The sequence below is a fragment of the Nostoc sp. DSM 114160 genome (genome assembly GCF_053470305.1).
Window position 1 is genome coordinate 2,590,346 of sequence record NZ_JBPFGO010000001.1, and the last position, 19,322, is coordinate 2,609,667.

Here is a 19,322-nt window from a genome sequence, read left to right on the forward strand (position 1 = left end):
TTAGTGTAAGCACATTGAAATAAGACTTAAATGATAATCTTATACATTTGTAAAGTATCTTCTATTCATCAACAAAATTTTATTGGCAGAGCCAGCCCCCAAAAAATTCTTACTCAACCACTACTTAATTTATTCTTTTTCTGTTGAATGAGTTACAAGTAGTGATTGTCTCATAGATCAAAGCCGGATATACTCTATCAGCGCATTTGGTTCTGGCAAGATTTTACCCTAACCTAACCAACAAGTACGTTACTAACTGGGTGTCATACCATAAACGTCCGAGGCTGTCTTCTGTCTCTGGCGCAATGTTGGTAATCTCCAGAAAGCGTGTCCTAATACTGACAGCTTTAGCAAAATATCGGGTTTAATTTATATCTTACCTTAAGCCTATGTTATACCTCTTTAGGAGTAAACTTTAGTGTTATGCAGCGATGAATGCTGTTATTGGGTCAATTTTATGGGTAGATTTTGATCGCCTGGTGGCTCTTGCAGTGCTGGAAGTGAATCAGGTTAACATCCTGGATCTCAACTCCAATATTGCAAGCGTTTTTATGTCTTGAAAGAGGTAGGATAAAAGCTATAGATAAAAAACTACGTTATAGATATTAGCAAACAAGGCATTTGAAAATTGCTATAATCTATTGTTCCATCTAAATTCATATATATTATTAGGTGTAAATTTGTATGGGTTCTCCAATGAATCGTCTATCTATTTTTGTAGATGGAAACAATATGTTCTATGCTCAACAAAAAAATGGCTGGTTTTTTGACCCGCGACGAGTCTTAGAATACTTCAAACATGAGCAATCAGAAACAACATTAATTAATGCCTTCTGGTACACTGGCTTAAAAGATCCACAAGACCAGCGAGGTTTCAGAGACGCTCTAATTAGTCTAGGATATACAGTACGAACTAAAATTCTCAAAGAATATTATGATGATACGTCAGGTCGTTACTCGCAAAAAGCGAATTTAGATATTGAAATTGTTGTAGATATGTTTAATACAGTAGACCAGTATGACCGAGTAGTATTGTTCAGTGGTGATGGAGATTTTGAAAGAGCAATCGAACTATTACGCTCAAAAAATACACATATTACGGTAGTATCAACAGAAGGAATGATTGCTAGAGAGCTACGCAATGCTACTGATAGATATATAGATTTAAATGATATCAGAGATCAAATAGAGAAAACTGAAGGTTAGTAACTTTAACAATTATTTACAAAAATCAGAGTAAAAGAAAAACTAGAGTTGAAGATATATTAAGCCACAAGTAAACACTAAACACTAAACAATAAACGGCAAATGACAAACAAAACAGATCGAATCATCATTTTTGATACAACATTGCGAGATGGAGAGCAATGTCCGGGAGCGACTTTGAATATAGACGAAAAGCTAGTTATTGCGAAGCAATTAGCGCGTCTAGGTGTAGATGTAATCGAAGCAGGCTTTGCCTTTGCGAGTCCCGGAGATTTTGAAGCAGTCAAGAAAATTGCTCAAATTGTCGGGACAGAAAATGGCCCGGTAATTTGTAGTTTGGCAAGAGCGATTAAAGCAGATATTGAAGCGGCTGCGGAAGCATTAAAACCAGCAGTTAATGCCAGAATTCACACATTCATTTCGACTTCTGATATTCATTTAGAGTATCAATTGCGAAAGTCACGGGCAGAAGTGTTAGCGATCGCCGAAGAAATGGTAGCTTATGCCAAATCTTTCATGACAGATGTGGAATTTTCGCCAATGGATGCGGCTCGTTCCGATCCAGAATTTCTGTACCAAGTGTTAGAGCGAACGATCGCCGCTGGTGCAACAACAGTTAACATTCCCGATACTGTAGGTTACACAACCCCTAGCGAATTTGGGGCCATAATTAAAGGCATTATCGAAAATGTCCCCAACATCGACCAAGCGATTATTTCTGTACATGGTCATAATGATTTAGGCTTGGCAGTTGCTAACTTCTTAGAAGCCGTCAAAAATGGCGCACGCCAACTAGAATGTACGATCAATGGCATTGGCGAACGCGCCGGTAATGCATCACTCGAAGAATTGGTAATGGCGTTGCACGTGCGGCGGCAATATTTTAACCCTTATCTCGGCAGACCAGAAAATTCTCAAGAACCCCTGACAAATATCGACACCCGACAAATTTATAAAACCTCACGCTTAGTTTCTAATTTGACGGGAATGTTGGTACAACCAAATAAAGCGATTGTCGGGGCGAATGCCTTTGCCCATGAGTCTGGAATTCACCAAGATGGTGTTCTAAAAAACAAACTCACTTATGAAATTATGGATGCCCAATTGATTGGCTTAACAGACAATCAAATCGTTTTGGGCAAACATTCAGGTAGAAATGCTTTTCGGACTCGGTTGAAAGAATTGGGCTTTGAACTGTCGGATACTGAATTAAATAAAGCATTCGTCAGATTCAAAGAAGTAGCAGATAAAAAGAAAGAAATATCCGATTGGGATTTGGAAGCGATCGTTAACGATGAAATCCAACAAGCACCCGATTTGTTCCGGGTAGAGTTGGTGCAAGTTTCCTGTGGTAGCAATGCCCGTCCCCTACTGCTACAGTTACTCTGCGTACCCCAGAAGGTGAAGAATTAACCGATGCGGCGATCGGTACTGGGCCAGTGGATGCAGTTTACAAAGCCATCAACCGGGTGGTGAATGTACCCAACCAGTTGATTGAGTTTTCTGTGCAGTCAGTAACAGGCGGTATTGATGCCATTGGCGAAGTGACGATTCGTTTACGTTACGAGTCTAAAGTGTTTTCTGGTCATGCAGCGAACACAGATATCATCGTGGCATCCGCGCAAGCTTATGTAAATGCGTTGAATAGGTTGTATGCATCTTTGCAAACTCAAGAAAAGCCAGAGGAAGTAACTGCACAGAAAGTCTGAGATCGGAATCTGTGAAACTGCTAGTTTTTAGCTGATGCTGACAAACTCCTCTCCAACTTTGGGGAGGAGTTATTTATGAGTTCCAAAAATTTGTTAGAAATTATGCTGACAGAAAAAAATATAATTATCAGGGAAGCCACCAGCAAAGAAGATTCACTGATTGCACAACACTTTTACCAAATGTGGCTAGATATTGGTGTTGATGAGAGTAATCTACTTATGGAATGGCAGAATATTACCCTCAAATTCATAGAAGAAGCACGTCGAGATTTGTTTTATAAAGCTTTTATTGCAGAGATTGATAATACAGTTGTGGGTTCTGCAAGTTGTCAACTGTTTGCAGGTTTATACCCGAATGTTTTCAAAGATGAATACCGTAAATTTGGGTATATTTGGGGCGTTTATGTCGAACAATCTTACCGCAGACAAGGAATTGCCAAATCCTTAACTAATAGAGCAATTGAATATTTAAAAGCGATCGGTTGCACGCGAGTGCTTCTTAATGCCTCCCCATCGGGTAAACCAGTTTATTCCAGTCTCGGTTTCTCTGAAGGAAATTTAATGCAATTAGATTTGATTTAAGTACAGCAATTTGTTGCCTTGTAGTGATGTCCGATCGACCTAAATTTATGTAAGAAGATATTTGTCAAACTCACATTAAATAGGATAACTAGAAGTATTCAGATGTATGTAGTTACTATTATTCTGATTTGTACTATAAGTCAAATTTATTGAGTTAATTATGAATATTTTTTACTTTTTTAGATTTTTCGATTTACTTGTATCCAGAAAATTTTATTCTAAAAAACGATGTTTATAGTCAGTCAGCTTGTATGAGTAGCGAAAAAACTACAGAATTACCGCTCTGGGTACAAGATAGAGATATAGTCATTGCTCATGATGAAGAAGTACAGTGGCGAGAAGGAAAACGCCCAGATTATTCTTACACCAATGAATTTCTTCATCAAGAGAGTAAATTTCAGCATCCTGAAGGGTCTTTAGAAGCGATCGCTCAAAACTTAGTCCGCACTTTTGAGATGGAAGCTTCTAATAAATCTAATCCTCAACAGTGGCTTTCGATTGTTGCTGATAAGTTTAAGATGAGTACCAATGGGGGACAACAATTCACTGCTCAGGATGTTGCAACCGAAGGGACTTATAACCTGTTTTTGGGTAAAACTGAGCAATATAACTCTGAAACAGAAACCTTTGAATCTTCATTTCAAGTTTTTCATACAGCCTTCCCCAATGGCTTCCTTTGGGAATTAACAGAAGTCCTTTCGGGGCCGCCTAATGTTACCTTTAAGTGGCGACATTGGGGAACATTTAATGGTTCCTATAAGGACTATGCACCCACAGGTGAAACAATAGAAATCGTCGGAGTTAGTATTGCTCGCGTGACTGAAGACTTAAAGATTGAATCTTTGGAGCATTATTTTGATAATAATGTCTTTCTTCAGAAACTAACGGCAGGTGGTTGTCCTTTCCATTCCCAAAATCAGAATAATCACTAAGTTTAATTTTGTTGTATTCATCGAATAGTACACTCGCTTGGCGCTCTTAAAAAACAGCAGCGATCGCCGAGTGAGTGAGTATAATCATCGAAAATATGCAATGGATATCATTCATGGTATTAGTGTTTGCACAGTAGTAGCTGGTGTATTAGCTGGAGGTATAAAGCCAGCCAGTTTACCCAACTTCTGGGGTACAAAGTCAGTTTCTTTGCTACCTTGAACTTCAGATAAGTAGCAATCTCGCACCGCTAACAACAAGCCTTTGATGGTATCTTGTCTGCCCGTTTTAACTAAATCGTCTGCCTTTTTGAAAAAATGCGATCGCCATTTACCATCGTTATTCCCATACAATTCGATTAAATACCAACCTGCAAGATATTCAGCTAAAGGATCGAGACAAAAACGGATTCTGTCTTTGGCAGAACCGATAGTTTGAATTAGATGCAAACGTTTTTCCAGATAATTGAGGTGTGCTTCCGGGGTCATCAATACCCAAAGCTGCTAATGCAGCAACCGCATCTACACGCTTGGCGGTTCCTGGTTGATAACTTTGCTGCAAGCATTCCCAGGCGATGGTTTTGGCGATTTGATGAACAGTGCGATCGTCAAATCGATCGTCTGTAACATCACGATTGAGTTCATTGATATAACCCAGCATTAAATTAGGAATATTCTCTGGCAACGCAGAAATATTAGATGTAATGTCTTTACTGGCGATTAACTGTTCAGCATAAAGTTTAGCCAGCAAGACAGTGATATTATTTTGACCAACCATCAGAGAAAGACGGTTACAAGCGTCAAAAAATTCTTGATCGGTAAAGCGATCGCGTTTACCTCGCTGCATCAGATAAGCTTCCATAAAGGACGATAGTTTATTCGCCTCAATCCGCAGAGGTTTAATTATCGTCTTATTAATACGCCCCAGCTTTTCCTCAATTCTAGAAGTAATCACCAACGCATTCACCGGAAACTCTGGCGACTCCGGTTCAATTGCTTCTCGTGTAGTGGCATTCATTTCTGAGAAACGGTCTATAATCGCTAGAATACGTTTCTTTCTTAACAAACGTAACAATAATTCTTGACAAATCGGCTCTGGCTCATCAATTAAAGCTTGCAACTGTCCTCTAATTGCTTCTAAAAGCGGCGACTTACCTTCAGTTACCCGAAATTCTTCTTCTAACAGCACAGGTAACATCAAATGTTTGCAGAGTTGTTGGTCTTCAGCCTCAGCCATTGCCCATCCAGCGATTCGACACGCTAAACTGGTTTTACCTACACCCCCTTCCCCACCAATTACTAGGCAGCTACGTTGTTTCTCGAAAGTTGAGCGCAAATTCTCATTCATCAGTTGGGGAACTGTTGTACCATCCAAAACAACGGGAATGGGAATGTAACAGGCGCGACTGCTAACTGTATCCTTTTTGGGAAATTGTTCGCGGGCTGCTTTAATATATTTAGCTACCCACGCATCTAATACTCTGGGATGGTAATGAAACCAGCCAACAAATAGCACATATCGCAGAGGTACATTAACGCTGATAAATGGGAGAGAAAAATCTGTATAAGGTTTGAGGGCGTTATTAATTTTCAACAACCATAAAGGGGCAACCCGCAAGAGAATTAACCACACAGAAGGCAATAATAGAATGTAGGCGGCAATTCCCAAAAGTAATTTATGCTTAAATAGCGATTCCAGAACTCTATCAAAGAGGCGAGTTTCTTTTTCTGCTTTCAGGGCATTGAGAGGGCGACGTATCAGCCTAATGTCCGTCTCTGTGAATTTATCTTTGTATTTTTGTATAGTTATCAATACCTGCTCAAAGTCTGAGATGACTTTCTGCAACTTGGAGGTAGGTAAAGCATTTGCTTTGTCTTGAAAACCTGCCGCTATTCCTCCTAAACCTTTGATAGCACCTAAACGCACGTAAAACTGGTTATCATTCAACAGGGCAATTAAATTCGGGACAGAAGATACTGCTTCTGTACCCATTGCACCCAAAGCGTAGGCAGAATTATAACGTACAGTGGGGTTCTTATCTTTTAAGGCAGCAGTTAATACTGGGACAGCAACTTTCGCTTCTACACCAATTTTTCTGAGTGCAGAAGGAACATAAATGCGAACGAATTGCTCCTTGTCTTGTAATGCCGCCATCAACGATGGAACTGCTGCTTTGGCTGCTGTACCAATATTTCCTAAAGCTAAGGTGGCGTACAGGCGGACTTGTCCATCTTCATCCTGCAATGCCGCACTTAAGGCTGGAACTGCTGGTGCTGCTTCTGCACCCAAATCTCCTAAAACCGAAGCGGCGTGCCAGCGAAGATTAATATCCTGATTTTTCAAAGCCTCAATTAGAGACGGCACTGCTGGGGAACCAATATTAACTAATGCATCTGCTGCAAGGCTTCTGATGTGGGCATCGTTATCTATCAGCTTCTCAATCAGCGGAGCAATTTTGCTGTCAGTAGTGATTTGCGCCCAACTATTGCTTGTGCATAGTAGGAACAGTGTCAGGCATAAGACAACTACCTTGAGCGCACTAAGTAATACTTGTCTGGTATGCTTTGTCATTGAATCGGATTGAATCACCCGATGAACAACTCCAGTCAGAGAAACTATACCTAAGATTGTAATCTAACTGTCAATGTGGGTTAGCGATGTCTACGATGGTCACTGAGCTTGTCGAAGTGCGGGCTACGCCTACGCACTGGTTCGCCCCTACTTTGCTCAAGCTTGGTTAGCATGATTTTCTCTCGTTCTGTCAATGCTGTTAGAATCTATATAAAAATATTAATTCTATAAAGCTAGAAAATATGTACATCCAAATTAAACCAGAACTAGAGCAATTTATTCAGGCACAGCTTGCAAGTGGTAGATTTTCTAATGCAGATGATGTCATCAATGAAGCCTTTAAACTGTTACAAGAAAGAGAGCAACGACTTGAAGAATTACGGCAAAAAATTGCTGTAGGAACTGAACAAATTGCTAAGGGACAAGTAACTGACGGCGAAGTTGTATTTGCCAGATTACAAGAAAAAATTCGTTTAATTGCTGAGGAGTCCTCTGAATGAGTAATTATTCATTTTCAGATGCAGCAATTCGAGATTTAGATGAAATTTGTGAATATATTGCTCGGAGTAGCCCAAAAGCAGCCAGTAAACTTTTTGAGGAGATTCGCTCCAAATGTAAATTAGTAGCGAGTTTCCCTAATATAGGAAAAAGCTATGAAAGGTTTGTACCAAATCTGCGCGGTTTTGTTGTGGATGATTACATTATATTTTACTATCCAAGGGAAGACGGAATTAGTATTACTCGTGTTGCCAGTGGTTATCGAGATTTAGAATCTTTGTTCTGAGATTAATAATTAAACTGTAACTATGTTTTTGTTCTAGTACTTATCGCTCTATTCAGGGGCATAAAACTAACTTATTACAATACAAATACGATACAAGAAAATTGTAGGTTGGGTGGAGGCTTTGCGTAACCCAACATCCTGATATATGTTGGGTTACGCTCCGCTTCACCCAACCTACGTCTACGTCTAATAAACTATTTTGCGTAGATAGTCCACTACGTGCATTTCAAAAATCAAATACTAGTCCTATAGTATTTCAAAATGCTTCAATTATGGAATTAGCATGAAAATTCACATATTAAGGGACTTCCAAAGAATAAATTGTCCCAAAAATTAATCTTTTGGCAGTTACTCAATAATGATAATCATTATTAAGGGGAAGAGAGCGGCTGCCGTCGGCTGCCGCTCTCTTCCCCCCTTTGTAAGCATGAAAAAATCTACACTCGCACGAGCAAGCCGCAAAGTGAAGTTATGTTTATTTAAAACTATAAAGCTGTAAATTACTATTTATAACTTACGTTTTGGCAAAATTAATATCAATAAACCAATTACCCAGATTGGGAAAAAATTCGTTTTGAGAATGAGTCAAACGCTCAATTTGTTTCTCAATTTCCGACATAGCTTTTTTTGTGAGTTTCACTCCGGTGGCGTAAGTTTGAGTAACTAACTTAACAATTGGATGTTTACCCTTCCATGTCATACTAGCAGCCAAGTTTAAAGCCGTTTCTATTTCATCTAAGATGCTGCCGTTCCAATGATTTTCTAATACTGCCCATGTTCTTTCTATGGGATTATATTTGCTATGGTAAGGCGGATAGTAAGCTAAACGTATATTCAATGAGTATTTCTGGGCAAACTCTACTATACGTTTCATAAACTGGGTGCGTCGAGAACTATTCTCTGGCCCATTATCTTGATTGAGCAGTAATGTTTCAACGTGAGAAAAACGATGTTTCTCACTCATCCAAAAATCCTCTAAAATATCAACTATAAAATCGCTTGTAACTTTCGATTCCGTAAAATATAAAAAAAGTTCATCAAGCTCTGGAAGGAATATCCCATAAGGAGTTACGGTTGTTTTAGGATGATAATCATGGTCATCAGCTTCGACCTTAGCCCGGCTTTTACCTCCTCGGTCAAATGAGCCAATTTTGACGCGAGCTTTTCCATCCAGCGACAGACGCAAGACACTTCCGTCAGAAGATGCATTTTGATTTACTATATCTAGTTGCTCAAAGATTGCGTCGGTTTGGGGAATTTTTTTTGAGGTTGAACTTTAGCTACTCGTCTCAAGTTATAGCCTAAGAGGTTCAGTTTCAGACGAATCGTTTCTGACGTAGGTAAATCTTCATTCCTATAATCATACTTTTCTATTAATTGCTTTCTCACTTCGGTAGCACAGAGACGAGTATATAGTCTTTGACTTTTAAAAGTTGGGTCTGTCTGGCTTTGGGAATCTACTAAATTTTTGATATCTTCTAGGAGATTTGGTAAATGTAATTCTGCTTTATAGCGACCTTTTGCGCTCATATTGTCAATACAGGTAACACCACTAGTTAATTCTTTCATCCCTTTACGGATAGTACCTCGATTCCATCCTAATTCCGATTCTGCAAGTCTCTGTCCACCTACACCCAAACCTTGGACTGTTGACGCTATAAACTTACGTTTTGCAGCACCTTTTAATTGAGATGCTGTTTGTTTTAATAGTTGTTTCAGTGAAGAAGTTAATACTATAGACACCTCTGCTGCACCCAAAAATTCATCATTACTGAATTTACTACAAAAAGGAGGGGAGAAAGCGGCAGCCGATGGCTGCCGCTTTCTCCCCCCCCCCTAAAATGATTATCATTATCTTAAATGGGATGTTTTATTTTTTGGAAGTCCCTTAAGTGACTTGCATCTTGAATTTCAACCCTTTAATACTCCTGATATAAATGCGGATATTGTTGTTTTAGCTGGAGATATTGATTTAAGAGAAAGAGGAATTAAATGGGCAATTCAAAACATTCCCAATAAACCAGTGATATATGTATTAGGTAATCATGAATACTATGGGAGTGCTTATCCAAGGCTTGTTGAGAAGCTGAAAGATTATTCATTAGGAACTAATGTTCATGTTCTAGAGAATGATTTAGTTACCATTGAGGGTGTAAATTTTTTAGGTTGTACCTTATGGACTGATTTTAAACTGTTTGGTGAACCACGTATGGCAGGTGTAGAAGCTAGTCAAGTCATGAACGATTATAAGAAAATTAGATTAAGTCCTCAATACTCAAAGTTAAGAACTCTTGACACAACCATAATTTGTAAAAAGTCAGTTAATTGGTTAAAAAATACATTATCTGGCTTGTCTGGTAAAAATGTAATTATCAGTCATCATGCTCCTAGTGCAAAGTCTATACCTTTTCAATATCAAGAAGATATTTTAAGTGCTGCTTATGCTTCAAATCTTGATACTTTAGTTGAGGAGTCTGGAGCATTATTATGGATTCATGGCCACATTCACAATCAATTAGATTATCAAATCGGTTTGACTCGCGTTATTTGTAATCCGCGTGGTTATCCAGATGAACCAAATAATTACTTTAATCCAGGATTATCAGTGGAAATTTAATAAATAGTTCAGAAGGCAGGAGGAACCTGCTTTCTAACTCAATACAGTTCAGTTAAGATGATGAAATTACTGAACCATTAACTGGATAACAAAGGCTATATTCAGCATTCAATAGACATCTTGCAAGATGTTGGGGAAAGGTTAAAGGTTAAAGGGTAAGGGAAAATTCCATACCTTTACCCTTTACCCCTTACCCTTTTCCCCTCTTCTGCAAGAAGTCTAATGATATGGGTGCATATAGTTATTGATTATGAATCAGCCTAAAACAAAATCTTGGCAAGAAGTCCGTGCTGCTTTCAAACAAATTTGGGGTTATGAAGATTTCCGTCCACCACAGGGAGAAATTGTCAGCAGTTTATTGTCACAAAAAGATGCCCTGATTATTATGCCCACAGGTGGCGGAAAGTCAATTTGTTTTCAACTTCCGGCATTGCTACAAACAGGATTAACCTTGGTAGTTTCGCCCTTGGTGGCACTGATGGAAAATCAAGTACAGGAACTACAACAAAGTCACCAAAAAGCAGCACTTTTGCATAGTGAATTATCTTCATCTCAACGCCGTGCAACTCTGCAAGCTTTGGAACGCCAACAGCTAAGATTACTGTATTTATCACCCGAAACTTTGCTCAGTGCGCCAGTTTGGGAAAGATTATCTCACCCGCAATTGCAAATTAATGGCTTAATTTTAGATGAGGCTCATTGTTTAGTGCAGTGGGGTGATACTTTTCGCCCAGCTTATCGCAGATTAGGGGCAGTGCGTCCGGCATTGCTCAAATCAAAACCACCAGGAACAAAAATTAGCATCGCTGCTTTTACTGCTACTGCTGACCCCTCAGCCCAAAAAACTATTCAAACAGTTTTACAATTACAGCAACCAGAGATTTTCCGCTTGAATCCTTACCGTCCGAACTTGCATCCCAGCGTTCGCATCGCTTGGACACCACGAGGTAGGAAACAACAATTATTAAAGTTTATTCAAAATAGACCGCAACAATCGGGATTAGTTTATGTTCGCACTCGGAGAGATAGCGAAGATTTAGCCCAATGGTTCGCAGAGATGGGTTACGCCACAGCTAGCTATCATGCGGGATTGGGTGCAACAGAACGCCGTGAAGTAGAAGCAAGCTGGTTAAGTGGTAAAATACCATTTGTGGTTTGCACCTGTGCGTTTGGTATGGGGATAAATAAACCAGATGTTCGCTGGGTTGCCCATTTTCACGCACCACATCTGCTATCTGAATATGTGCAAGAAATTGGCCGCGCTGGAAGGGATGGGAAACCAGCAGAGGCGTTGACATTGGTAAGTGAACCTACGGGGTGGTTAGATTCAGGGGATAAGCAAAGACAGGAATTTTTTCAAGAACAAATGCGATCGCAACAACAAATAGCGCAGCAACTTGTGAAAAAATTACCAAAACAGGGAGAAGTGAATGCAGTAACGCGACAATTTCCCGAAGGTGCTACAGCATTAGCTTTACTCCATAGCAGCGGCCAGTTAAACTGGCTCGATCCTTTTCATTACACCATTGCTCAAAAAGCCGAAAATCAGCCAGCGACGCAATTACACGCCGCTAAACAAATGCAGCAATACCTAACAACTAAGCAGTGTCGTTGGCAGTTTTTGTTAAATGCCTTTGGTTTTGATAAAGAAGCTGCTAACCTGCGTTGCGGACATTGCGACAATTGCCGCTAAGTTATAGCCGTAGTCACATAGGTTAGGACATAATGACAAGCTTAAATGCTAGGAATAGTAAGCGATCAAATTGTCAACGCAATGCAACAAGCTGGTTTACCAGTGCAATATGTACTTTACAGTGATGAAGGACATGGTTTTGCCAGACCAGAAAATCGCTTGCACTTTTTTGCGATCGCCGAAGAGTTTCTCGCCAAATACTTAGGTGGTAGATTTGAACCTTTGAGAGATATTCAAAATCATTCAGGATTGGAAGGATTTATCCATACAACAACTGATTCCTAATTTCATCAGCTTATGGCTTTGCTAAACCAGAAAATCGCTAAATGTCAAATGGATCTATAATGTTAGGATTTTTTATAAATTCATTTTCATATTCTGTTAATGCTTGTTTAAAATTCTCAGAAGTTATACCGTTAGGACACCTGATAAATTTATAAAATAAATCATCTAAACTGATTAATCTATCTTTTTCAAAAATAAACTGTTTATTTATTGTTAAATTTTCATACTTTGATCTATACTTTGCATCCTTCATATCATTAATAATGATATCAGGAGGATTAGCCTGATACTTTTGCATTGCATCTACTATGACTAAATAATGTTGATTTCTAGGATCTAATTTATATTTCGATAAAGTAAAATTTATTAGTTCAATGGCGTTCATGAGTATATAGCAAATTTAATAAATACATTTGTAGTATAAATAAAATTTGGCTAATGACATATCGTAAATAGACTGAAATTGAGAACTAGAAAAGATACCAAGTAAGCAGGCGAGAAAATTTATAAGTATGTAAATTTAGCACCTACCTTACAAATACATTCTTTCACCGTTTTTACAAAAATAAATATATATTCGTTTGCTCATGTTTACTTACTTTTAGTGCAAAATTCTAAGTATCTTGAGGCGTATATATCAAGGCTTTTACCAGAAGCAATAGCAGCGACAGCACAAGAAACGTGCGCCCTTGCACCTCTTAGATAGCTTCATCTGGTTTACCAATATTATTTATTTTTAATCGAAGTTTATACGTGTGATTTAGCACCCGCTAATGGGAAAACTGAATAAGAGGCACAAGTCAAGCATCTACAATGTGTGTTTGGGGAGTTTAAAAATGATACACATCTTTGATAAGAATCAATTAATTACAGATTTTTCACTAAACTCACTCGAAGCTTTTGCAAAAGCTATTTTATTGGAGATCGCTCGTTGTAGGCTAATAAAAGTAGATAATGAGACTCAAATAGTCTATAAAATTGCTAATTTACTCGAATCAGATGAAGTGCGAGAAAATTTGGCGCTTTTGATAGGTGTAGAATTAGTAAATAGTGAATGGACTGATATAATCAACCTTATAAAAAAAGATTTGCAAACTATCTTGAATACTTTTAGTTTTGATGAGTGGTGTATTTGGTGGTTGCGCTATGAGCTATATGACAATCTTGTAAAAACTTTAGAAGAAATTGATAATAATGAGGTAAAGCTGTTAAACAATACTTGCAAGTCCAACTCTCATTTGTATATTCGATCACCAAATTTGGATACTGCTCAGAGAGTGGTATCTTTGATTAGTTCATATAGTTTACTTGAAAAGACTAATCTAGCATACGTTGACTTACAAAATGCTAATCTCCAAGGAGCAAACTTAAGTGGTATCAATTTTCATGGAGCGAATCTCGAAGGAGCAAACCTACAAAATACTAATCTGAGAGATGCCAACTTGAGTAGAGCTAACCTTCAAAGGTCAAATCTTCAAGGAGCTAGACTGTGGGATACAAACTTAACATATTCTAATTTACAGGGAGCAAATCTGAGTAAAGCTAGTTTGTGGGGTGCAAATTTAGGTGGAGCCAATTTGAAAGGAGCCAATTTAAAGAAAACTAAATTGAAAGAAGTTAACTTCAAAGGAGCCAATTTAGAAGGATGTTTTGAAAGATATGTTCATTCGGTCATCAGACCAGAGCGGAAAGTAAATTCGCGTAAAGAAAGAAAATAAAATTTTATCTATGAAAAGCTAAAATCATTTCTTCTTGCTGCCACTGGGCATTGGGGATAATTTGAGATGCTGGTACTTCGATCGTCACATAAGGCAGATCAAACCCTTCTAGACTATACCCGTCCTCTTCCCCTTCGGGCATGGGGTAATATTCCACAATTTTTGCAACATTTCCTCGCTTTAGATTGTATTCTGGTAAGTCTTGTGCTAAGGCAACTTGAGAGAATAGGGGGTGCTGTACCTTCATGAGTTGGCTCCTTAATCTGGCACTAAGGTGACAAATTTGGTTGTATCGTTTGCAACCATCCAAATGGTTAAGATATTGAGTTCAACGCCATTAATCCCTCGCAGACAACTCACTAATTGCTTTCTCCAGCGTTGAGTATTTGCTCTGCGGTAAGCTGTAATTCTGGGAAAATAGTAGAAGCGATCGCACTATTTCCTACAAATCTGGTTTCTTCATAAAACCCATCAACTAATATCAGTACGGTAACTGTATTTATTTGTGGATCGACAATCCAATATTCAGCAATTCCCCTTGCGGCATACTCGGAACGTTTGTAGCGATAGTCCCGATCCTCGTTAGCTTTGCCAGGAGAAACAACTTCAACAACTAATGCTGGAGGTGGCATATCCAGGGTGATTGTGGATCGCGTTGCACCTTCTAAGGCGGTTGCAAGTTCATCCGTCAGCACAACTAAGTCAGGAATGCGAGTTGTTGCACGAGAACCAGCAACAACAATTTCAACTTTGTTACTCAACCGATTAACTGGAACAAACTTGAGGAAATTTACCAGTAAAAAGAGAGATATCTGGACATTTTTTGGGCTTTCGGGTGGCGTTGCAACTAACTCGCCTGCCACCAGTTCATACTGGCTATCCGTGCCATCGTCATACTTAAAATATTCCTCAAGCGTTAGATGTTTGCCAGCGATCGCGGTCATATCGCATAAAGCAGAGTTGCGTACTGATAGTTTACTTCGATCTGGTAAAATTTTGCAAAGCATCCTGAAGATTTGTTCAGGATGCTTACCACTATCTTTGACCTTGTTTTACCCTCCTTTCCAATTCAGCTTCAGCCTCTTCTATCGACATTAGCTGTGGATTTGGATTGGCGGCGTGCAAGCGATCGACGTATGCGTGAAAAGCTTCAGTGTTGTTAGGATTTTGCAACACGTAAGCTCGTAACTCGGCATCAGTCATATCCACAAAGTTTGGTTGTGTCATTTGGTAAATACCTCTCCATTGGGATAAATTTCTATTTCTATTGTCTCTCCCACCAACATGACTATACGTTTTGTCCGTTCGTCCATTCGCACTAAATTAATTGGTCGAAGTAAATTGCTCATCCTCACCGACATTTGGTAAAAGCTTCGCAATTGTTCTATTGTTGGTTGCAATTTTACCTCATATTCAGTTTTCAATCTTTTATCAAATCATCAAAGCTTACTTAAAATAAAAGCTCGAATGAGATAATTTCAATCGTTTTTGGATTTAATGTTGGCTAATTATTTAAAGCGATCGCTTCCCTAAAATTGCTGCAAAAAACGCAAATCGCTAGCATACAACCGACGAATATCATCGATTTGATGTAACACCATTGCAAAGCGTTCTACACCAAAACCGGCAGCAAACCCTGTATAAACTTCTGGATCGTAACCCACAGACTTAAGTACATTTGGATCGACCATACCGCAGCCCATCACCTCCAGCCAGCGCCCATTCCACTGCAAATCCACTTCAGCCGAAGGTTCGGTAAACGGGAAATAACTGGCGCGGAAGCGAATAGGTAAATCGCCAAATATTGCTTGTAAAAATACTTTAATTGTGCCTTTGAGGTCTGTAAAAGTTAGTCCCTCATCAATGGCTAAAAGTTCTATTTGATGGAAAACTGCTGAGTGAGTCGCATCTACATTATCTCGGCGATAAACTCGCCCTGGAGCCACAACTCGAATTGGTGGTTCTTCTCTTTCCATGTAACGAATTTGCACTGAGGAAGTATGAGTGCGGAGGAGATTACCATCTGGCAGGTAGAAGGTATCTTGCATATCACGGGCGGGGTGATCTGGCGGGGTATTCAGAGCCTCGAAATTATAATAATCTGTTTCCATCTCTGGCCCTTGAGCCACGGTGTAGCCCATACCAACAAAAATATCCAGCGCCCGGTCAATAATGCCGTTGAGGGGATGAATGCGACCTTGGGGACTGTAAATTCCCGGCATCGTTACATCAAGAGTTTCTGCCTCTAGCTGTACCTGAATTTGCGCGGCTTCTAAGGCAGCACGTTGCTGGTCTAGACTAGTTTGCAGGGATTCTTTGACTGTATTGGCGATCGCTCCAATTTTTGGTCGTTCCTCTGCGCTCATCTGCCCCATACTTCGCAACAGCGCCCCCAGTTCCCCTTTTTTACCCAGATAGTTAACTCTGAGTTCCTCCAGACGTTCTAAGGTGTCGGCAGCTGCGATCGCTTTTTCTCCTTCTTGCCGCAGTGCTAAAAGTTGAGCTTCTAAATTGCTAGTCATTAGTTATTAGTCATTGGTCATTAGTCATTAGTCTATAGTCAAAAGCTGTGAACTGGTCGATAAATAAACTTACAGTCATACCATTAACATCAGCTAAAGGTGAGGGTTTCAACCAAACCTCTGTTTATCAGTGATAGACGATTGGGCTAGTACAGCAGGCACGTAAATCCAGCTAACATCTCACTTAACCAGACTTGGGGATTGAGCAACTTGTCTTAAAGGTAAGCAAAATCCCGCCACACACTCTAGTAGTCTGCCAACCCAAAATTGCGCTTGTGAGGGCTGGGAAAAGAAGTTCATCTTAAAGGTTAAAGAAGTAAACATCTTTCCCTTTCCCCCTTGCCCTTAAAAGAGCCAAGTTACGAAAGCGAACTACTAGTGAGTATAAATGTTTTTTGCTGTTTGTGACCTCAGACATTGACAAATGGCTAATAACCAATAACTAATAACTAATAACCAATGACCAATGACTATGAAATTACTAATTAGCAACGACGACGGCGTTTCTGCTTTGGGGATTCGTACCCTAGCCAACTATTTGGCAGAGGCTGGTCATGATGTGAGTGTAGTGTGCCCAGATCGAGAGCGATCGGCAACTGGACACGGGTTAACTTTACACCAACCGATTCGCGCCGAAATTGTTGAAGAGATTTTTCATCCTGCTGTCAAAGCTTGGGCTTGTGATGGTACACCTTCAGATTGCGTCAAATTGGCGCTGTGGGCTTTGCTGGAAACTCCGCCGGATTTGGTTCTCTCTGGTATTAATCAAGGTGCGAATTTGGGAACAGAAATTCTGTATTCTGGCACTGTTTCTGCGGCAATGGAAGGTCTAATTGAAGGTATTCCCAGCATAGCGCTGAGTCTGATGAGTCATACATCTAAAGATTTTCAAGCTGCTGCTAAGTTTGCCACAGTTCTCGTAGACCAGTTAGCCCAAAAACCGCTGCCAGATTTAATGTTGCTCAATGTCAATATTCCTGCGGTCAAATGGGAAGAAATTGCCGGAGTTGCTCTCACCCGTCAAGGATTACGGCATTACATTGATGTGTTTAACAAACGAGTCGATCCTCGTGGAAAAACGTACTACTGGTTAACTGGAGAGGTAATTGAGGATGTAGAACCCCCAAGCGGATTAAATCTGCCTCAAAATGTACCTACAGATGTGGAAGTTGTACGTAAAAATTACATCAGTATTACTCCGTTACAATACAATCTTACTTACGCAACTGGATTAGAGAAATTATCGGAGTGGGAATTCAATTTTCCTTAAATCATTTGATTGATCGGGACAAAAATGAGGTTATTCAAATGCATCACGGAAAAATGTAGGCTATAACGTAGGGGCACTCTTGAAATAACCGATACACATTCACCCCAAAACCTGGGAAATTCTAACAGACGTATTTCATTCACATTTACACAATCAGCCAGAAACAGGATATGCTGTTTTACCAAGAAATCCTCCCTCTAGCAAAATTGGAGAGACAGCATAAACTTAGACAAAATAAGTAACAATTCTTTCATTTATCGCCCGCTCAGTCCAGCAAGCAACACCCATGTCTAGGATAGAGAATCAATTTACCGTACAATTTTGGGGCGTTCGTGGCAGCATCCCCAGCCCAGGGCCACACACTGTTCGTTACGGCGGTAATACCCCTTGCATATCAATGCAAACGGGCGATAAACGCTTAGTTTTCGATGCTGGCACGGGACTACATGTTTTGGGGCAATCTCTGTTGCGCCAAATGCCGTTAGAAGCTCACATATTTTTTACCCACTCTCACTGGGATCATATGCAAGGTTTTCCCTTCTTTACGCCAGGGTTTGTAAAGGGGAATGACTTTCATATTTACGGCGCGATCGCACCTGATGGTTCTACCATAGAACAGCGCCTCAACGATCAAATGTTGCACCCGAACTTTCCTGTACCCTTGCAGATTATGCAAGCCAATTTAAATTTCTACGACATTCGACCGGGGCAACCAATCCACATTGATGAAGTTACTGTAGAAACAGCACCTTTAAATCATCCAGGTGAAGCTGTAGGATATCGCGTCAACTGGCGTGGTGGTGCTGCTACTTACATCACTGATACCGAACATTTTCCCGATCGACTTGATGACAATGTGCTGTGGTTAGCTCGTAATGCTGACATTCTGGTTTACGATTCTACCTACACAGACGAGGAATACCACTCGCCAAAATCCCCGAAAATTGGCTGGGGACATTCTACCTGGCAAGAAGCTGTAAAAGTGGCACAAGCCGCTAACGTCAAAACTCTGGTGATTTACCATCACGACCCCAGCGCACGATGACGATTTTTTGGATCGTGTAGGCAAAGAAGCCGCTGAAAAATTTCCTGGTGCGATTATGGCACGGGAAGGATTGGTACTTCAGGTTCCAACCTCAGTTGTCTTATCAGAATCTTTTCCTGTTAGCAAGTTTTCTACCTAAAGATTGCGATCGGAGGAATTAGAGATTTTAGATTAGATTGGTGATCAGAGGCTTTCAGCGCCAGAGCGTCCCTGTTGGCTGTACGGTGAGACAGCGCTGCCCAGAATTGTCACGCCGACCACAGGATTAGGGCGACAACAGGAGGACACACTGGTCATTGGTCATTGGTTATTGGTCATTGGTCATTGGTCATTGGTTATTTACAAATGACAAAGGACAAAGGACAAAGGATAAATGACAAATTGGTACTA

Annotated in this window: 20 protein-coding genes and 2 pseudogenes; 13 read left to right on the forward strand and 9 right to left on the reverse strand. The window is 39.9% G+C overall.

What is annotated here, in order from left to right; all coding sequences use genetic code 11:
* Positions 1-431: 431 nt before the first annotated feature.
* From NSTCB13_RS11540 to NSTCB13_RS11560, 5 genes and pseudogenes are all read left to right on the forward strand, one after another.
* Positions 432-560 carry a hypothetical protein gene (locus NSTCB13_RS11540; protein ID WP_448272454.1) on the forward strand — a complete coding sequence of 43 codons (129 nt, stop codon included), beginning with the start codon at positions 432-434 and terminating at the stop codon, positions 558-560.
* A gap of 124 nt (positions 561-684) precedes the next feature.
* Positions 685-1,206 (forward strand): LabA-like NYN domain-containing protein, encoded by a 522-nt coding sequence (locus tag NSTCB13_RS11545; protein WP_041565194.1) that lies wholly within the window; start codon positions 685-687, stop codon positions 1,204-1,206.
* A 102-nt stretch (positions 1,207-1,308) separates the two neighbouring features.
* A pseudogene (locus NSTCB13_RS11550) lies at positions 1,309-2,915 on the forward strand (2-isopropylmalate synthase).
* Positions 2,916-2,990: 75 nt separating this feature from the next.
* On the forward strand, positions 2,991-3,497 hold the full coding sequence (locus NSTCB13_RS11555; RefSeq protein ID WP_448272455.1) for a GNAT family N-acetyltransferase: 507 nt from the start codon (positions 2,991-2,993) through the stop codon (positions 3,495-3,497).
* 251 nt (positions 3,498-3,748) lie between these two features.
* Positions 3,749-4,429 carry a SnoaL-like polyketide cyclase gene (locus NSTCB13_RS11560; RefSeq protein WP_448272456.1) on the forward strand — a complete coding sequence of 227 codons (681 nt, stop codon included), beginning with the start codon at positions 3,749-3,751 and terminating at the stop codon, positions 4,427-4,429.
* 111 nt (positions 4,430-4,540) lie between these two features.
* On the opposite strand, the gene NSTCB13_RS11565 is transcribed toward NSTCB13_RS11560, so the two are convergent.
* Positions 4,541-4,876, reverse strand: a complete 336-nt coding sequence (locus NSTCB13_RS11565) for a hypothetical protein (RefSeq protein WP_448272457.1) — start codon at positions 4,874-4,876, stop codon at positions 4,541-4,543.
* Positions 4,809-6,998: a HEAT repeat domain-containing protein gene (locus NSTCB13_RS11570; protein WP_448272458.1), complete on the reverse strand. Its 2,190-nt coding sequence runs from the start codon at positions 6,996-6,998 to the stop codon at positions 4,809-4,811. Before NSTCB13_RS11570 ends, NSTCB13_RS11565 begins: the two co-directional genes overlap by 68 nt.
* A gap of 242 nt (positions 6,999-7,240) precedes the next feature.
* On the opposite strand from NSTCB13_RS11570, the gene NSTCB13_RS11575 reads away from it, so the two are divergent.
* Positions 7,241-7,498: a type II toxin-antitoxin system ParD family antitoxin gene (locus tag NSTCB13_RS11575; RefSeq protein WP_445629671.1), complete on the forward strand. Its 258-nt coding sequence runs from the start codon at positions 7,241-7,243 to the stop codon at positions 7,496-7,498.
* A complete protein-coding gene (locus NSTCB13_RS11580; RefSeq protein WP_448269951.1) occupies positions 7,495-7,782 on the forward strand; it encodes a type II toxin-antitoxin system RelE/ParE family toxin in 288 nt (95 codons plus the stop codon). The genes NSTCB13_RS11575 and NSTCB13_RS11580 overlap by 4 nt, the downstream gene beginning before the upstream one ends.
* A gap of 514 nt (positions 7,783-8,296) precedes the next feature.
* Here the strand turns inward: NSTCB13_RS11580 and NSTCB13_RS11585 are convergent.
* A protein-coding gene (locus tag NSTCB13_RS11585) for an ISAzo13 family transposase (protein ID WP_448270155.1) occupies positions 8,297-9,519 on the reverse strand; the annotation gives its coding sequence in 2 pieces (ribosomal slippage) (positions 8,297-9,039 and positions 9,039-9,519; 1,224 coding nt in all).
* Between the two features lie 160 nt (positions 9,520-9,679).
* Here NSTCB13_RS11585 and NSTCB13_RS11590 point away from each other — a divergent pair.
* The 3 genes from NSTCB13_RS11590 to NSTCB13_RS11600 all read left to right on the forward strand — a co-directional run bounded on the left by NSTCB13_RS11590 (position 9,680) and on the right by NSTCB13_RS11600 (position 12,377).
* Entirely contained in the window at positions 9,680-10,399 is a 720-nt protein-coding gene (locus tag NSTCB13_RS11590) for a metallophosphoesterase (protein ID WP_448272459.1), read from the forward strand.
* Positions 10,400-10,649: 250 nt separating this feature from the next.
* On the forward strand, positions 10,650-12,092 hold the full coding sequence (locus NSTCB13_RS11595) for a RecQ family ATP-dependent DNA helicase (RefSeq protein WP_448272460.1): 1,443 nt from the start codon (positions 10,650-10,652) through the stop codon (positions 12,090-12,092).
* A 45-nt stretch (positions 12,093-12,137) separates the two neighbouring features.
* Positions 12,138-12,377, forward strand: coding sequence for an alpha/beta hydrolase family protein (locus NSTCB13_RS11600; RefSeq protein WP_448272461.1), 240 nt, complete (start codon positions 12,138-12,140; stop codon positions 12,375-12,377).
* A gap of 37 nt (positions 12,378-12,414) precedes the next feature.
* Here the strand turns inward: NSTCB13_RS11600 and NSTCB13_RS11605 are convergent, their stop codons facing one another.
* Positions 12,415-12,762, reverse strand: a complete 348-nt coding sequence (locus NSTCB13_RS11605; protein ID WP_448269959.1) for a hypothetical protein — start codon at positions 12,760-12,762, stop codon at positions 12,415-12,417.
* Positions 12,763-13,213: 451 nt separating this feature from the next.
* On the opposite strand from NSTCB13_RS11605, the gene NSTCB13_RS11610 reads away from it, so the two are divergent.
* Complete coding sequence (locus NSTCB13_RS11610; protein WP_448269961.1) at positions 13,214-14,095, forward strand: pentapeptide repeat-containing protein; 882 nt, start codon at positions 13,214-13,216, stop codon at positions 14,093-14,095.
* A gap of 4 nt (positions 14,096-14,099) precedes the next feature.
* Here the strand turns inward: NSTCB13_RS11610 and NSTCB13_RS11615 are convergent, their stop codons facing one another.
* The 5 genes from NSTCB13_RS11615 to pheS form a co-directional block, all read right to left on the reverse strand.
* The gene (locus tag NSTCB13_RS11615; RefSeq protein WP_448269963.1) at positions 14,100-14,342 is read right to left on the reverse strand and encodes a DUF4926 domain-containing protein; all 243 of its coding nucleotides are present in this window, start codon (positions 14,340-14,342) and stop codon (positions 14,100-14,102) included.
* 112 nt (positions 14,343-14,454) lie between these two features.
* The gene (locus NSTCB13_RS11620; RefSeq protein ID WP_448273182.1) at positions 14,455-15,039 is read right to left on the reverse strand and encodes a Uma2 family endonuclease; all 585 of its coding nucleotides are present in this window, start codon (positions 15,037-15,039) and stop codon (positions 14,455-14,457) included.
* A gap of 91 nt (positions 15,040-15,130) precedes the next feature.
* On the reverse strand, positions 15,131-15,322 hold the full coding sequence (locus NSTCB13_RS11625) for a DUF6887 family protein (protein ID WP_334937599.1): 192 nt from the start codon (positions 15,320-15,322) through the stop codon (positions 15,131-15,133).
* Complete coding sequence (locus NSTCB13_RS11630; protein WP_448270424.1) at positions 15,319-15,495, reverse strand: DUF6888 family protein; 177 nt, start codon at positions 15,493-15,495, stop codon at positions 15,319-15,321. The genes NSTCB13_RS11625 and NSTCB13_RS11630 overlap by 4 nt, the downstream gene beginning before the upstream one ends.
* Before the next feature lie 129 nt (positions 15,496-15,624).
* Positions 15,625-16,617, reverse strand: coding sequence for a phenylalanine--tRNA ligase subunit alpha (gene pheS / locus NSTCB13_RS11635; protein WP_190935293.1), 993 nt, complete (start codon positions 16,615-16,617; stop codon positions 15,625-15,627).
* Positions 16,618-17,089: 472 nt separating this feature from the next.
* On the opposite strand from pheS, the gene surE reads away from it, so the two are divergent.
* Complete coding sequence (gene surE / locus NSTCB13_RS11640; protein WP_448270426.1) at positions 17,090-17,887, forward strand: 5'/3'-nucleotidase SurE; 798 nt, start codon at positions 17,090-17,092, stop codon at positions 17,885-17,887.
* A gap of 286 nt (positions 17,888-18,173) precedes the next feature.
* A pseudogene (locus NSTCB13_RS11645) lies at positions 18,174-19,071 on the forward strand (MBL fold metallo-hydrolase).
* The last annotated feature ends 251 nt before the right edge of the window (positions 19,072-19,322 follow it).